16 protein-coding genes are annotated in these 13,609 nt (G+C 72.4%); 14 read left to right on the forward strand and 2 right to left on the reverse strand.

The window, feature by feature from the left end; genetic code table 11:
* The first annotated feature begins 58 nt into the window (after positions 1-58).
* The 5 genes from JOD51_RS06810 (at position 59) to trmD (ending at position 4,327) form a co-directional block, all read left to right on the forward strand.
* Positions 59-2,173 carry an oxidoreductase gene (locus JOD51_RS06810; RefSeq protein WP_259556664.1) on the forward strand — a complete coding sequence of 705 codons (2,115 nt, stop codon included), beginning with the start codon at positions 59-61 and terminating at the stop codon, positions 2,171-2,173.
* A gap of 185 nt (positions 2,174-2,358) precedes the next feature.
* The gene (gene rpsP, locus JOD51_RS06815; protein ID WP_204607586.1) at positions 2,359-2,769 is read left to right on the forward strand and encodes a 30S ribosomal protein S16; all 411 of its coding nucleotides are present in this window, start codon (positions 2,359-2,361) and stop codon (positions 2,767-2,769) included.
* A 3-nt stretch (positions 2,770-2,772) separates the two neighbouring features.
* On the forward strand, positions 2,773-3,009 hold the full coding sequence (locus JOD51_RS06820) for an RNA-binding protein (RefSeq protein WP_110826143.1): 237 nt from the start codon (positions 2,773-2,775) through the stop codon (positions 3,007-3,009).
* A 19-nt stretch (positions 3,010-3,028) separates the two neighbouring features.
* Positions 3,029-3,637, forward strand: a complete 609-nt coding sequence (gene rimM / locus JOD51_RS06825; protein WP_204607587.1) for a ribosome maturation factor RimM — start codon at positions 3,029-3,031, stop codon at positions 3,635-3,637.
* Between the two features lie 3 nt (positions 3,638-3,640).
* Entirely contained in the window at positions 3,641-4,327 is a 687-nt protein-coding gene (gene trmD / locus JOD51_RS06830; protein WP_204607588.1) for a tRNA (guanosine(37)-N1)-methyltransferase TrmD, read from the forward strand.
* Positions 4,328-4,418: 91 nt separating this feature from the next.
* Here trmD and map read toward each other — a convergent pair whose 3' ends face one another.
* A complete protein-coding gene (gene map / locus JOD51_RS06835; protein ID WP_204607589.1) occupies positions 4,419-5,201 on the reverse strand; it encodes a type I methionyl aminopeptidase in 783 nt (260 codons plus the stop codon).
* Positions 5,202-5,367: 166 nt separating this feature from the next.
* On the opposite strand from map, the gene rplS reads away from it, so the two are divergent.
* The 9 genes from rplS to JOD51_RS06880 all read left to right on the forward strand — a co-directional run bounded on the left by rplS (position 5,368) and on the right by JOD51_RS06880 (position 12,641).
* Positions 5,368-5,721, forward strand: a complete 354-nt coding sequence (rplS, locus tag JOD51_RS06840; protein ID WP_110826147.1) for a 50S ribosomal protein L19 — start codon at positions 5,368-5,370, stop codon at positions 5,719-5,721.
* Positions 5,722-5,880: 159 nt separating this feature from the next.
* On the forward strand, positions 5,881-6,630 hold the full coding sequence (lepB, locus tag JOD51_RS06845) for a signal peptidase I (protein WP_204607590.1): 750 nt from the start codon (positions 5,881-5,883) through the stop codon (positions 6,628-6,630).
* Entirely contained in the window at positions 6,627-7,322 is a 696-nt protein-coding gene (rnhB, locus tag JOD51_RS06850) for a ribonuclease HII (protein WP_204607591.1), read from the forward strand. The genes lepB and rnhB overlap by 4 nt, the downstream gene beginning before the upstream one ends.
* A gap of 59 nt (positions 7,323-7,381) precedes the next feature.
* Positions 7,382-7,705, forward strand: a complete 324-nt coding sequence (locus JOD51_RS06855; RefSeq protein ID WP_110826150.1) for a DUF2469 family protein — start codon at positions 7,382-7,384, stop codon at positions 7,703-7,705.
* Positions 7,706-7,783: 78 nt separating this feature from the next.
* The gene (locus JOD51_RS06860) at positions 7,784-8,134 is read left to right on the forward strand and encodes a histone-like nucleoid-structuring protein Lsr2 (protein ID WP_204607592.1); all 351 of its coding nucleotides are present in this window, start codon (positions 7,784-7,786) and stop codon (positions 8,132-8,134) included.
* Between the two features lie 188 nt (positions 8,135-8,322).
* A complete protein-coding gene (locus JOD51_RS06865) occupies positions 8,323-8,727 on the forward strand; it encodes a YraN family protein (RefSeq protein WP_204607593.1) in 405 nt (134 codons plus the stop codon).
* Positions 8,724-10,247: a YifB family Mg chelatase-like AAA ATPase gene (locus JOD51_RS06870; RefSeq protein WP_204607594.1), complete on the forward strand. Its 1,524-nt coding sequence runs from the start codon at positions 8,724-8,726 to the stop codon at positions 10,245-10,247. The genes JOD51_RS06865 and JOD51_RS06870 overlap by 4 nt, the downstream gene beginning before the upstream one ends.
* Complete coding sequence (gene dprA / locus JOD51_RS06875) at positions 10,244-11,581, forward strand: DNA-processing protein DprA (RefSeq protein WP_307839413.1); 1,338 nt, start codon at positions 10,244-10,246, stop codon at positions 11,579-11,581. Before JOD51_RS06870 ends, dprA begins: the two co-directional genes overlap by 4 nt.
* Positions 11,582-11,597: 16 nt before the next feature.
* Entirely contained in the window at positions 11,598-12,641 is a 1,044-nt protein-coding gene (locus JOD51_RS06880) for a tyrosine recombinase XerC (RefSeq protein ID WP_204607595.1), read from the forward strand.
* Here the strand turns inward: JOD51_RS06880 and JOD51_RS17540 are convergent.
* The gene (locus JOD51_RS17540) at positions 12,626-13,237 is read right to left on the reverse strand and encodes a murein hydrolase activator EnvC family protein (RefSeq protein WP_204607596.1); all 612 of its coding nucleotides are present in this window, start codon (positions 13,235-13,237) and stop codon (positions 12,626-12,628) included. The genes JOD51_RS06880 and JOD51_RS17540 overlap by 16 nt on opposite strands.
* Positions 13,238-13,609: the final 372 nt, after the last annotated feature.

The following is a 13,609-nucleotide window of genomic DNA, read 5'->3' on the forward strand; positions in this document are numbered from 1 at the left end:
GAGAGTCCGGCGTGTCCGCTCTGCCGCCGACCGGGCACGTTCGCCTAGTGTTCGTTGCGTGACCGCTGTCGTTCCGCCCGTTGCCGACGTGCCCGCCGAGCTCCGTACCGTGGCCTCGCCGTGGACGCTCGGCCCGCTGCACCTGTCCAACCGGGTGGTGATGGGGTCGATGCACACCGGGCTCGAGGTCCTGGACGACGGTGGTGTCGCGATGGCCGAGTTCTACCGGGAACGCGCTGCCGGCGGTGCCGCGTGCATCATCACCGGCGGCATCGCGGTGAGCGACGAGGCCCGCGGCGGCCCGGACTTCGCGGTGTTCGGCGTCGGGGGTGCCGACGAGCGCTTCCGCCGTGCGGTCGACGCGGTGCACGACGCGGGCAGCACGGTCCTGGCGCAGCTGTTCCACGCCGGTCGGTACGCGCTCGTCGGGGGACTGACCGACCGTGACAGCCGACCGCAGCGCGTCGTCGCCCCCTCGGCGCTGCCCTGGGCCGCGGCGCGGGGCGTGGTGCCCGAGGAACTGACCGGCGACGAGGTCCGGCGGACGATCGAGGACTTCGCCACGGCCGCCCGGGCAGCGGCGGCGATCGGCTTCGACGGGGTCGAGATCATGGCGTCCGAGGGGTACCTCGTCAACCAGTTCCAGTCGCCGCTGACGAACCAGCGCGACGACGAGTGGGGTGGGAGCCCCGAGCGCCGCCGTCGCTTCGCGGTCGAGGTCGTCCGAGCCGTCCGCGCCGCCGTGCCCGAGCTGGCCGTCACGATCCGGCTCTCCGGCGCCGACCTGATGCCCGGGTCCTCCACCGACGCGGACGTCGACGCCCTGGTGCTCGAGCTCCTGCCGCTCGGCCTCGACGCGATCTCGGTCGGTATCGGCTGGCACGAGTCCCGGACCCCGACGATCCAGGCGTCCGTGCCGCACGGCGCGTGGATCGAGCAGGCGACCCGGATCGCGGACGTGGTCCGGGCCTCCGACCACCCGGACGTGCGCGTGATCGCGTCGAACCGGATGACGGACCTGCGGGACGGCGAAGCGGTCCTCGCCGACGGCCGGCTCGACGCGGTGGCGCTCGCGCGGCCGTTCCTGGCGGACGCGGAACTCGTCGCCCGGTCCCTGGCCGGCCGCTTCGACCTGGTGAACACCTGCATCGGCTGCAACCAGGCGTGCCTCGACCGCTCCGTCGTCGGCGCACCGGTGTCGTGCCTGGTCAACCCGCGCGCCGCCCGCGAGGTGCGGTTCCCGCTCCGTCCGACGGCAGCCCCGAAACGCGTGGACGTCGTCGGCGGGGGACCGGCCGGGCTCGCCGCGGCGGTCGACGCCGCACGACGCGGACACGACGTCCGGCTCTGGGAAGCCTCGGACGTGCTCGGCGGACAGTTCGGGCTCGCCGCCGAGGTCCCCGGGAAAGAGGACTACGCCGGCCCGGTGCAGGCGGCCCGCGCGGAGCTCGCGGAGCGTGGCGCGACCGTCCACCTGGGTCGCGCCGCCACCCTGGCCGACCTGACGGACAGCGACGCCGTGGTGCTCGCATCCGGGGTGACGCCCCGCGTGGTCGACGTCCCCGGGGCTGACCTGCCGCACGTGCTCACCTACGAGCAGGCACTCCGCGACGGCGTGCCCGACGGGACGGTCGCCGTCATCGGTGGCGGTGGGATCGGCGTCGACACCGCCGCGTTCCTCACCGAGTCCCCGGACGAGGCCGTCCGAGCCACCGAGTTCGGCGCGCGGTGGCAGGTGCCGGTGTCCGACGAGCTCGTCGGCGACCTGCCGCAGCGTCGACCGGCCGCGCACCGCACGATCCGACCCGGGCACCAGGTGACGGTGCTCCGCCGGACGGGCAAGTTCGGGCAGGGGATCGGCCTCACGTCGCGGTGGGTGGCGCTCGGGCGGCTCCGTGACGCCGGGGTCCGCATGGTCGGCGGCGTGCAGGAGTACCTGCGGATCGAGCCCGGTCGGCTCTGGATCCGCGACGAGTCCGGGGAAGAGCTCGCGGTGCCGGCCGACGTCGTCGTGGTGTGTGCCGGACAGGAGGCGCGGGACGAGTTGACCACGGGCCTCCGGTCCGCGGACGTACCGTACGCGGTCGTCGGCGGCGCACGTGATGCGCGCAGCGTCGACGCCGTCCGCGCCACGAGCGAGGCCCTGGAGGCCGTCCGCCGCCTGGCGCCGTAGCCCTCGGCCGACGCGCCGCGGGACGTGGCTCGCTTCCCGCTCCGGAATCTGCAAGAATGAACGGTCGAATCGTGTCCGCTCGACCCTCTATCCAGCGGATCGCGAGTCTCTCAGAGCTTCCACCGTGTGTGCCCCCACGCCCGCGGTTCCGGTTCAACCACAACACGTACGCAACAGGAGTCATTGTGGCTGTCAAGATCCGTCTCAAGCGCCTCGGCAAGATCCGAGCGCCCTACTACCGCATCGTCGTCGCCGACTCGCGCACCAAGCGCGACGGTCGTGTGATCGAGGAGATCGGCAAGTACCACCCCACCGAGGAGCCCTCGTTCATCGAGGTCCAGTCCGAGCGTGCGCAGTACTGGCTCAGCGTCGGTGCGCAGCCGACCGAGCAGGTCGCCGCACTCCTCAAGCTGACCGGTGACTGGGCCAAGTTCAAGGGCGAGAAGGACACCGCGTCCAAGGTCAAGGTCCGCGAGCCGAAGCCGGCCTTCACGGTCGACAGCTCGAAGAAGGCCGTCCTCAAGCCCAAGTCGGAGAAGACGGCCCCCGCCGCTCCGGCCGCAGCCGAGACCACCGACGAGACGACCGAGGCGTAGTCCTTGCTCGAATCCGCGCTGACGCACCTCGTCAAGGGGATCGTCGATCACCCTGACGACGTGCGCGTCGCCAGCTCCACCTCCGCGCGGGGCGAGGTCCTCGAGGTGCGTGTGCACCCCGAGGACCTCGGCCGCGTGATCGGTCGCGCCGGTCGCACTGCGAAGGCGCTCCGCACGCTCGTCACGGCCCTGGCCGACGGCAAGCGCGTGCGGGTCGACGTGGTGGACAGCGATTCCTAGGGAGACGACCCAGCTCCGGGTGGGTCGCATCACCAAGGCACACGGGCTCAAGGGCGGCATCAAGCTCGAGCTCTACACCGACGACCCGGATCGTCGGTTCACGCCCGGAGCCGTCTTCACGCTCCAGGTCCCCGACGACTCTCCCTGGTCGGGGAAGACCATCGCGCTCGACGAGCTGCGCTGGTACAACTCGCACCCGGTCGCCTTCTTCGAGGGCATCGCCGACCGGAGCGCCGCCGAGACCCTCGCCCGCGCCATCCTCTGGGTCGAACAGGACACCGAGGAAGAGACCGGCGAGGACGACGCCTGGTACGACCACCAGCTGGTCGGCCTGACGGTCCTCCGCGACGGCGTGCAGGTCGGCACCGTCGCTCGGGTCGACCACATGCCGGCCCAGGACCTGCTCGCGGTCGACACCGAGTCCCGCGGCGAGGTCCTCGTGCCCTTCGTCGCGGCGATCGTCCCCTCGGTCGACCTGGACGCCGGCACCGTGACGGTGACGCCGCCCGTGGGCCTGTTCGAGGACCCCGAGGACATGAGCCGTCCCGAGACGGTCACGCCGGCTGCGGGCTCGTCGAACGCCGACACGTCGCCTGCCGACACGTCGCCTGCCGACACCGAGGACTGATCCGTGCGGATCGACATCGTCACGATCTTCCCGGAGTTCTTCGGGGTGCTCGACGTCTCGCTGCTCGGCAGGGCACGGCAGGGCGGCCTGCTCGACCTGCACGTGCACGACCTGCGCTCGTGGACGACCGACCGCCACCGCACCGTGGACGACACCCCGTACGGCGGCGGTGCCGGCATGGTCATGAAGCCCGAACCGTGGGCCGAGGCGCTGTCCTCGATCCTGCGGTCCGACGGCTCCTCGACCCTCGTCGTCCCGACGCCCGCCGGCACGCCGTTCCGGCAGACCATCGCCCGCTCGCTCGCCGAGCACGAGCACCTCGTCTTCGCCTGCGGGCGGTACGAGGGCATCGACGCCCGGGTGTTCGAGTGGGCGGCGACGCGCAGCACCGTCGTCGAGCTCTCGCTCGGGGACTACGTGCTGAACGGCGGCGAGGTCGCGGCGATGGCCGTGATCGAAGCCGTCGGTCGTCTGGTCCCCGGCGTGGTCGGCAACCCCGAGTCACTGGTCGAGGAGTCCCACGAGGACGGCCTGCTCGAGTACCCCTCGTACACGAAGCCGGCGTCGTGGCGCGGCCTCGACGTGCCAGACGTCCTGCTCAGTGGACACCACGGTCGGGTCGCCGCCTGGCGCCACGAGCAGCAGGTGGAGCGGACGCGCCGCGTCCGACCGGACCTGCTGCCGGACTGAGCGGGTCGCAGACCGACCGACGACGTCACGGGAGGCCCGTCACCAGCTGGTGACGGGCCTCCCGTCTGTCGTGTGGCCGACCGGGCCGGGGTCAGGCGTCGCGCTGGGCGCGGCGGAGGGTGAGGACCTCCGGACCCTGCTCGGTCACGGCGACCGTGTGCTCGACGTGCGCGGCCCGTGAGCCGTCGACGCTGCGGAGGGTCCAGCCGTCCTCGTCCTGGTACAGCTCGTCCGTGCCCTGCATGAGCCAGGGCTCGATGGCGACGACCAGTCCCGGGCGGAGCTTCAGGCCGCGGCCGGGGCGCCCGTCGTTCGGGACGTGCGGGTCGCCGTGCATCGTGTGTCCGACGCCGTGGCCGCCGAACTGCAGGTTCACGTCGTAGCCGGCACCGCGGGCGACCGAGCCGATCGCGGCCGAGACGTCACCGAGCTTGTTGCCGGGAGCCGCCTGGGTGATGCCCGCGGCGAGGCACTGCTCGACGGTCGCGATGAGTCGCTGGTCCTCGTCACGCGGGGTGCCGACCTGGACCGTGACGGCGGAGTCCGCCACCCAGCCGTCGACGCTCGCGGCGAAGTCCAGGCTGACCAGGTCGCCGTCCTGCAGGACGAGGTCGTACGGCAGGCCGTGGAGGGCGGCGTCGTTCACCGAGGTGCAGAGGTTCTTGCCGAAGGGGGACTTGCCGAAGGACGGGTGGTAGTCGACGTAGCAGCTCTCCGCCCCGCGCTCGGCGATCATGCGTGCGGCGACGCGGTCGAGGTCGAGCAGGTTCACGCCGACGTCGACGGTCTCGAGCAGGGCGTCCAGGACATCGGCGACGAAACGGCCGGCGACACGCAGTCCGTCGAGTTCGGCGGGGGTGCGGAGTTCGATCATGGGTCCATCCTGCCGGTTGGCTGCAGTGCGCTCGGTGTGGCATGATGAACGATCGTGCCCTGGCTGGACTCTGCCACGGGGGAGTCGCCGACACCGGGCACGTCTCGTTCTTTTTCCGAATTCGATCCGCGGCGACCCGTGTGCGTCCGCAGGAAGTGACACCATCATGCAGCTCCTCGACCACGTGACCGCCGGTGCCCTGCGCACCGACCACCCTGACTTCCGCCCCGGCGACACCGTCAAGGTCCACGTCAACATCGTCGAAGGCACGCGCTCGCGTATCCAGGTCTTCCAGGGTGTCGTCATCGGCCGCCAGGGCCACGGCATCGGCGAGACCTTCACGGTCCGCAAGGTGAGCTTCCAGGTCGGTGTCGAGCGCATGTTCCCCGTGCACTCCCCGATCATCGACCACGTCGAGATCGTCACCCGCGGTGACGTCCGTCGCGCGAAGCTCTACTACCTCCGCGAACTCCGCGGCAAGGCGGCCCGCCGCAAGATCAAGGAGAAGCGCGACAACTGATCGCCTTCACAGGGAGCGCCGGGAAGCCGGTTCCTCTGCGAGCCCCTCGTCCATGTACGGTTGTGCATCGGCGAGGGGCTCGTCCGTTCCTGGAGCCCGTCGCCGCCGGGGCGGAACCAACTCGGGTGCGGTGCCGGGAACAGGTCGACGAGAGCGGAAATGACGGACACGACAGAGGGTGAAGCCCGTCGGCCACGAACGGCGAAGAAGCCGCGCAACGGGGTCCTGACCTTCCTGCGGGACCTCGTCATCATCTTCATCGCGGCCCTCCTGGTCTCCTTCCTGGTGAAGACCTTCCTGATCCGGTCGTTCTACATCCCCTCCGAGTCGATGCAGAACACCCTGCAGGTCAACGACCGCGTCATCGTGAACGAACTGGTCCCCGGTGCCGTCAAGCTGAAGCGCGGCGACGTCGTGGTGTTCAAGGACCCGGGCGGGTGGCTCACCGGTGAGACCCTGCCGAACGTGCAGCCGACCACCTCGATCGGCAAGGCGGCGGACTGGCTGCTCACGCAGGTCGGCCTGGGCACCGGCGACAGCGACGACCACCTCATCAAGCGGGTCATCGGGCTGCCGGGCGACAAGGTGAGCTGCTGCAACGACCTCGGGCAGATGTCCGTCAACGGGGTCCCGCTCACCGAGCCGTACCTCAAGCTGCCCGCGGGGGACACCCGCGCGTCGCAGACCGACTTCTCCGTCACCGTGCCGAAGGGCACCATCTGGGTGATGGGCGACAACCGCAACAACTCGCGTGACTCCCGGTACAACGGCGACACCCCGTCGAAGGGCTTCGTGCCGCTGTCCGACGTCACCGGTCGGGCCTTCGTGATCTCGTGGCCGACGAACCGCTGGACCTGGCTGGACGACCACCCCGAGGTCTTCGCCGGTGTGGAGCAGCGGGACAAGTGACGCCGGTCCGGCCGTCCCTGCGGCTCGAGAAGTCGCTGCTCGCCGCCGGGCGGGTCACCGTCATCGGCGTCGACGAGGTCGGGCGCGGTGCGATCGCCGGCCCGGTCGCGGTCGGTGCCGCCGCCGTCACGATCGACGTCCGACGGGTGCCGCAGGGCCTCGCCGACTCGAAGCTCCTCAGCCAGGCACGCCGTGAGGCCCTGGTCCCCGTGGTCACACGCTGGGCACGGACCGCGGTCGGCATGGCGTCGGCGCAGGTCGTCGACGAGCAGGGCATCGTCGCCGCGCTCGGACTGGCCGGGTCCCGTGCCATCGGGACGCTCGTGCAGGACGGCGTCTCGCTCGACGGCGCCGTGGTCGTCCTCGACGGGTCCTTCGACTGGCTCACCCGCGCGTTGCCGGCGGAACACCGGCCGCTCGACGTCCAGGTGCGGGTGAAGGCCGATCGGGACTGCGCGTCCGTCGCAGCGGCGTCCGTCGTCGCCAAGGTCGCCCGTGACGACCTGATGATCGCGGCCCACGACGAGGCCCCGCACTACGCGTGGGCGTCGAACAAGGGCTACGGGTCGACGGCGCACTACGACGCGATCCGCGCGGTCGGTCCCCACGAGCTGCACCGGAAGACGTGGCTGCACGCGGCGACGAGCGTCGCCCTGGACGGGTTCGCGGAACTGGACGCCGTCGACGGGTGAGTCCGGTTCCGTCCGGTCGGGCGGTGATGTGCCCGACCTCGCTCTAGACTGGGCGGGCCATGGATGACGAAGAATTCGACGACTACGACCGCGAGGTCGAACTGGCCCTGTACCGCGAGTACCGCGACGTCGTGGGGCAGTTCCGGTACGTGGTCGAGACCGAGCGGCGGTTCTACCTGGCGAACGAGGTCGAACTCGTCCGCCGCGACACCGAGCACGACTTCTACTTCGAATTGACGATGAACGACGTGTGGGTCTGGGACGTCTACCGTTCCGACCGCTTCGTCAAGTCGGTCCGGGTGCTGACGTTCAAGGACGTGAACGTCGAAGAACTCACCGCGCGAGAACTCGAACTGCCGAAGGAACTCGCGCTCGACGAGTAGGGCTCGCCGGGGAATTCGACCGTTCGGCATTGTGCTGCGATACTCTGAGTCGTAATTACGACTCTGAAGGAGTGAGAAATGGCGCAGAAGGTCACTGTCCAGCTCGTCGACGATCTCGACGATTCGCCGATCGCCGCTGGCGATGGCCGAACGGTCGAGTTCGCGTTCGACGGTTCGTCGTACGAGATCGACCTGTCGAACGACAACGTCGACAAGTTCCGGGACGCGATCTCGGACTACATCGCCGCAGCACGCAAGACCGCCGGTCGTCGCACCGGCTCGGCGGGCAAGAGCCCGTCCGCCCCGAAGCGTGGGAACTCCGAGGAACTCGGGAAGATCCGCGAGTGGGCGAAGGAGAACGGGTACGAGGTCTCTTCCCGTGGCCGTATCTCGACGCAGGTGCAGGAAGCGTACGCAGCCGCACACTGAGCATCCGACCGGCGTTCGATCGCTGGTCACGGCATGAGCCGGACATTCCGTGAGGAATTGTCCGGCTTTTGTCATGTGGCGCACCATTGCCGCCGCTTTCTTCCTGCACAGGACGGTCGTTCTGCTCAGTTGTCCACAGATTGCGGGTACCGGCCCGATGGTTTCGTTCGCCGTTTCATCGTTGAGCCATGACGAATCAGCCAGACCGGCCGGAGCCGGACGGCGCTCCTCGCGGGCGTGATCGGCGCCGGGCGACGGGAAACGCCGGAGAAGACCAAGCTGCCCAATGGCTCGAGCGGCACGGATTCTCGATCATCGACCGGAACTGGCGATGTGCCCGCGGCGAAGTGGACATCGTCGCGCGGGACGGCGACACGATCGTCTTCATCGAGGTGAAGACCCGCACGGGGCAGACCACCGGGCACCCGCTCGATGCGGTGACGCCCCGGAAACTCGCACGCATCCGACAGCTCGTCCCCGCGTGGTTCCACGCCCACCGCGAACAGACGGCCCGGGCCATCCGGATCGACTGCATCGCCGTGACGATGATCGCGGACCACGTGGCGATCGAGCACGTCGAGGCGCTCGGATGAGCGACATCGGACGTACCTCGGCGGTGGCGCTGGTCGGCGTGCAGGGCAGCCTCGTCGAGGTGGAGGCCCACCTGACCAGCCAGCTGCCCGCGTTCAGCATCATCGGGCTGCCGGACACCTCGCTCGGCGAAGCCCGAGAACGCGTCCGGTCCGCGGCGGCCATGGCGGACTGTCCGCTGCCCGCCCGCCGGATCACGGTCAACCTGACCCCGGCGAGCGTCCCCAAGCGCGGCTCCGGGTTCGACCTGGCGATCGCGATGGCCGTCCTGGCCGCTGCCGGCACCGCGCCCGGGGCCGACCGCGGTGTCGTCTACGTCGGGGAGCTCGGGCTCGACGGACGGGTCCGACCGGTGCCGGGCATCATCCCGGTGGTCCTGGCGGCGCGGGCCGCCGGCATCGAACGGGTCGTCCTGCCGGTGGGCAACCTCACCGAGGCACGGGCGGTGCCGGACATCGCGCTCACGGCGGTGGACTCGCTCCGCTCGGCGGCGATCGACGCGGGCGCCGACCTGCCCGCTGGGTTCGCCGATCCCGTCCTGCCACCACCCGTGCCGGACGACGCGCTGCCGTCGCTGGAGCTGGCGGACGTCGTCGGCAACGCCATCGGGGTGCGCGCGGTCATCGCTGCGGCGGCCGGTGGACACCACGTCCTGCTGCTCGGACCGCCGGGCGCCGGCAAGACGATGCTCGCCGAACGGCTGCCGGCGCTGCTGCCGGACCTGGACCCGGACGCGGCACTCGAGGTCGCGGCCGTCCGCTCGGTCGCCGGCCACGGGGAGCGCTCGTGGACGGCGCGTCCGCCGTGGGAGGCCCCGCACCACTCCGCGTCCGCCGCTGCCCTGATCGGCGGCGGCACCGGGCAGCTCCGGCCCGGTGCGGTGTCCCGAGCGACCCGCGGTGTGCTGTTCCTCGACGAGGCGACCGAGTTCCCGCGGGCCGTGCTCGACGCGCTCCGACAACCCCTCGAAGCCGGGCGCATCACGGTCCACCGTGCCGGGGGATCGGCGGAGTTCCCGGCCCGGTGCCAGCTCGTCCTGGCGGCGAACCCGTGCCCGTGCGGCAACGCCGGGTCCACCGGAGGTACCGCCTGCTCGTGCGTGCCGAGTGCGGTCCGGCGGTACCTCGGGCGGCTCTCCGGTCCGTTGCTCGACCGGATCGACATCCGGGTCGCGGTCCCGCGGGTGACGACCGGCATGCTCCGAGCCGACGAGGGCACGACGCCGACGACGGACGCCGCGCGACGGACCGTGCTGGCGGCGCGGAGTCGGATGGTGGAGCGCCTGCGCGGGACCGGGTGGACCCGGAACGCCGAGGTCACCGGGTCGTGGCTGCGGGAGGACGGCCGTGCTGCCGCCGGTGCGACGGACCTGCTCGACCGGGGCCTCGACCTCGGGACACTGACCATGCGGGGGTGGGACCGGGTGATGCGACTGGCCTGGACGATGGCCGACCTCGACGCGGACGACCGACCGGAACGGCGGCACGTCGAACGGGCGCTGGCGTTGCGGACCGCGCTGTGAGCGGCGGTGTGCCCGGTCGGTCGCAGCAGGACCGCGATGCCGTCCTCGCTCGGCTGCGGGACTCAGCGGTCGGACCGGCCGACGGCGACGAGCGTCAGGAGGTCCTGGCCCGGTTGGCGTGGTCGACCGTCGTCGAGCCGGGGGACGCCGACGCCGGGCAGCTCGTCGCACGTCTCGGAGCGGGCCGCTCGATCCGCGCCGTGCTCGCTGCCCTCGACGCCGGACCACTGGAGTTGGCGGAGATGCTGGTCGGTGCGGGTGCGGGTGCGGGTGCGGGTGCGGGCGCGGCTGTTCGGAATGCGACGGGGTCCGCGGTCACCGCCTGTGACGAGGACGAGATCCGGGAGCGTCTGGTCGAGTCGGCCGCGACGGCGCTCGTCCCGGCACTCGCCCGGTGGCGGCCACGGCTCCAGCGGCTCGACGTCGACGCGGTGCTGTCCGCAGCGTCCGCGGTCGGGTGCGCACTGGTCGTCCCGGGCGACCAGGACTGGCCCGCGGGCATCGACGACCTCGGGCCGCACGCCCCGCTCGTCCTCTGGCGACGGGGCGTCCCGAGTGCCGCCGGACGCCCGTCGGTCGCGGTGGTCGGGTCGCGCGCGAACACCGTCCTCGGTGCCGAGGCCGCGGCCGAGATCACCTCCGCCGCAGCAGATGCCGGCTGTGTCGTCGTCTCCGGGGGCGCGCACGGCATCGACGCCGTCGCACACCGCGTCGCGATGGCCGCGGGAGCACCGACCGTCGCCGTGCTCGCCGGCGGGATCGACCAGCTCTACCCGGCCGCCAACACCGCGATGCTGCGTGCGGTGTCCGAGCACGGCGCCCTGCTCGCCGAGTGCCCGCCGGGGACCCGACCCTCGCGCTGGCGGTTCCTCGCCCGCAACCGGTTGATCGCGGCCCTCGCCACGACGACCGTCATCGTCGAGGCCGGTGCTCGCTCGGGGGCGCTCAACACCGCGAACCACGCCGGGCAGCTGGGGCGGACGGTGTTCGCCGTGCCGGGGCCGTACTCGTCGCCGGCCTCGGTCGGGTGTCACCGGCTGATCGCGGACCGGCGGGCGGAGATCCTGGTGCAGCCCCGCGACCCGGCCGAGACGGCAGTGCGCCTGTGGTCGGGTGAGCGGATCGTCGCCGGGGCCGAGGTCCCGATCGCCGGCGCGCGGATCGACCCGGAGGTGCTCCGCGTCGTCGATGCCCTCGCGTCCAGACGACCGACACCGCTGGACGAGGTCGCCCGGCGGTCGGGGCTGTCCCTCGCCGACACCACGGACGCCCTGGCGCTGGCGGAACTGCAGGGGCTGGTGCAGAAGGGCCCCGGGGGATGGACGACCACGTGAGCCGTACCCTGGCCTCATGCGGGACACCGACGACGACCAGGAGCACGCGGGCGGGACGCTCGCGGCCGTCGTCCGGGTGTTCCTGGACCACTGTCGGCACGGCCGCGGTCTCAGCGAGCAGACCGTCCGGGCCTACCGGGCCGACCTCGACGACCTCGTAGCGTTCGCCGCCGGACGGGAGGCCCTCACGGCAGCCGACCTCACGCTCGAGGTGCTCCGCGACTGGCTCTGGGCCGCGACCGGACGCGGCCTCGCCCGGTCGACCATCGCCCGCCGCAGTGCGTCGGTCCGGGCCTTCACCCGGTGGGCGAGCGAGACCGGTGTGCTGACCGTTGACCCGGGTGTGCGCCTCCGGGCACCGAAGGGCGCCGCGCACCTGCCCCGTGTCGTGGCGCAGGACCAGGTGCGCGCGATGCTCGACGAGCTCGCGATCCGTGCCGTCGACGACGACCCGGCGGCGCTCCGCGACCGCGCCGTGGTCGAACTGCTCTACGCCGCGGGCATCCGGGTGAGTGAACTCGTCGGACTCGACCTCGGGGACGTGGACCGCAGCCGGCTGACCGTCCGTGTGCTCGGCAAGGGCGGCAAGGAGCGGGTGGTGCCGTTCGGTGTCCCGGCGAACGACGCCCTCGGAGCGTGGCTCGACCGCGGACGCCCCGCGCTCGTCGCAGCCGCAGCCGCAGCCGCAGCCGCAGCCGCAGCGGCATCGGCTGCAACGGCGGCCGGGGCTGCCGACGGCGCGGTCGCACCGCCACCCGCACCCGCACCCGCGGGCCGTGCCGGCACCGCCCTGTTCCTCGGTGACCGCGGCGCACGACTCGGGACCCGGAGCGCCTACCGCATCGTGGCCCGGCTGCTCGAAGCGCTGCCCGGCGAGGGACCGAGCGGCCCGCACACCTTCCGGCACACCGCGGCGACGCACCTGCTCGACGGGGGAGCGGACCTGCGGGCCGTGCAGGAGCTCCTCGGACACGCGAGCCTCGGCACGACGCAGATCTACACCCACGTCTCGTCAGCCCGACTCCGCGAGGTCTACCGCACCGCTCACCCCCGCGCCTGACCGTCCGGCAGCAGCACGGGCCACGCGGGCCTCGGCAGCAGCGGGAGGGGGTCCACGTACCGGTCGTCCACCCGAGCGCCCAGGTGCAGGCACGGCGCCGTCGCCGGACAGTGTCCGTTGCCGACCGTCCCGACGCCCTGGCCACGACGGACGACCGCGCCGGCCGACACGGACGGCACGACCGGATCGAGGGTGCTGACCAGCCCGCCACCGTGGTCGATCGTCACGACCGGGCGACCGCCGACCTGCCCGGCGAACGCGACCGTGCCGTCGGCCGGAGCCGTCACCGGTGTGCCGGGTGGCGCCGGGACGTCGAGACCACGGTGTCCCGGCCCGTAGTCCGTCGCGGGTGCCTCCCACGGTCGGACCACGACCCGGGTCGCTGTCGGCCAGGACCACCGAGCCGCCGACCGAGCCGCCGACTGGGCGGCGGTCTGTGGCGGCGGACTCGACGCGGCACCGGCCACCGAGGCCAGCAGGGGCACGGTGGCGAGCACGGTCAGGGTGACGAGCACGGTCAGGGCGACGATCGCGGGCAGAGCGACGCGCGCTCCCGGGCGGATGCGCACCAGCAGGGCGACGGGCGCCGCCGTCACCGGGGGACCCAGCGCGACCGCACCCGGCAGCACCGGACCCGCCCGGACCCGCCTCCGCCACGCCACGCCACGCCACGCCGTGCCACGCCGGACCGGACACCCGCCGCCGCCCGGCCGGCCCCAGACCGCCGCCCGGCCGGCCCCAGAAGGTCGGCGCCCGGCCGCCACCCAGCCGCCGACCGCCCGCAGACCGACGGCCCAGCCGCTGACCGACCGCTGACCGACGGCCCAGCCGCCGAACTCCCGGACCCTCGCACCCTGCCCACATCTGACCTCCCGGGACCCACGTTCCCGTGCCCGACGCGGCCCCGGGGCGGGGCGGAACCGACCTGTGGACGGTGCGTCGGGCCTCCCGTCCGGTGCAGGAGGGGA

It is taken from the genome of Curtobacterium herbarum, assembly GCF_016907335.1.
GTDB classification, from domain to species: Bacteria; Actinomycetota; Actinomycetes; order Actinomycetales; family Microbacteriaceae; genus Curtobacterium; species Curtobacterium herbarum.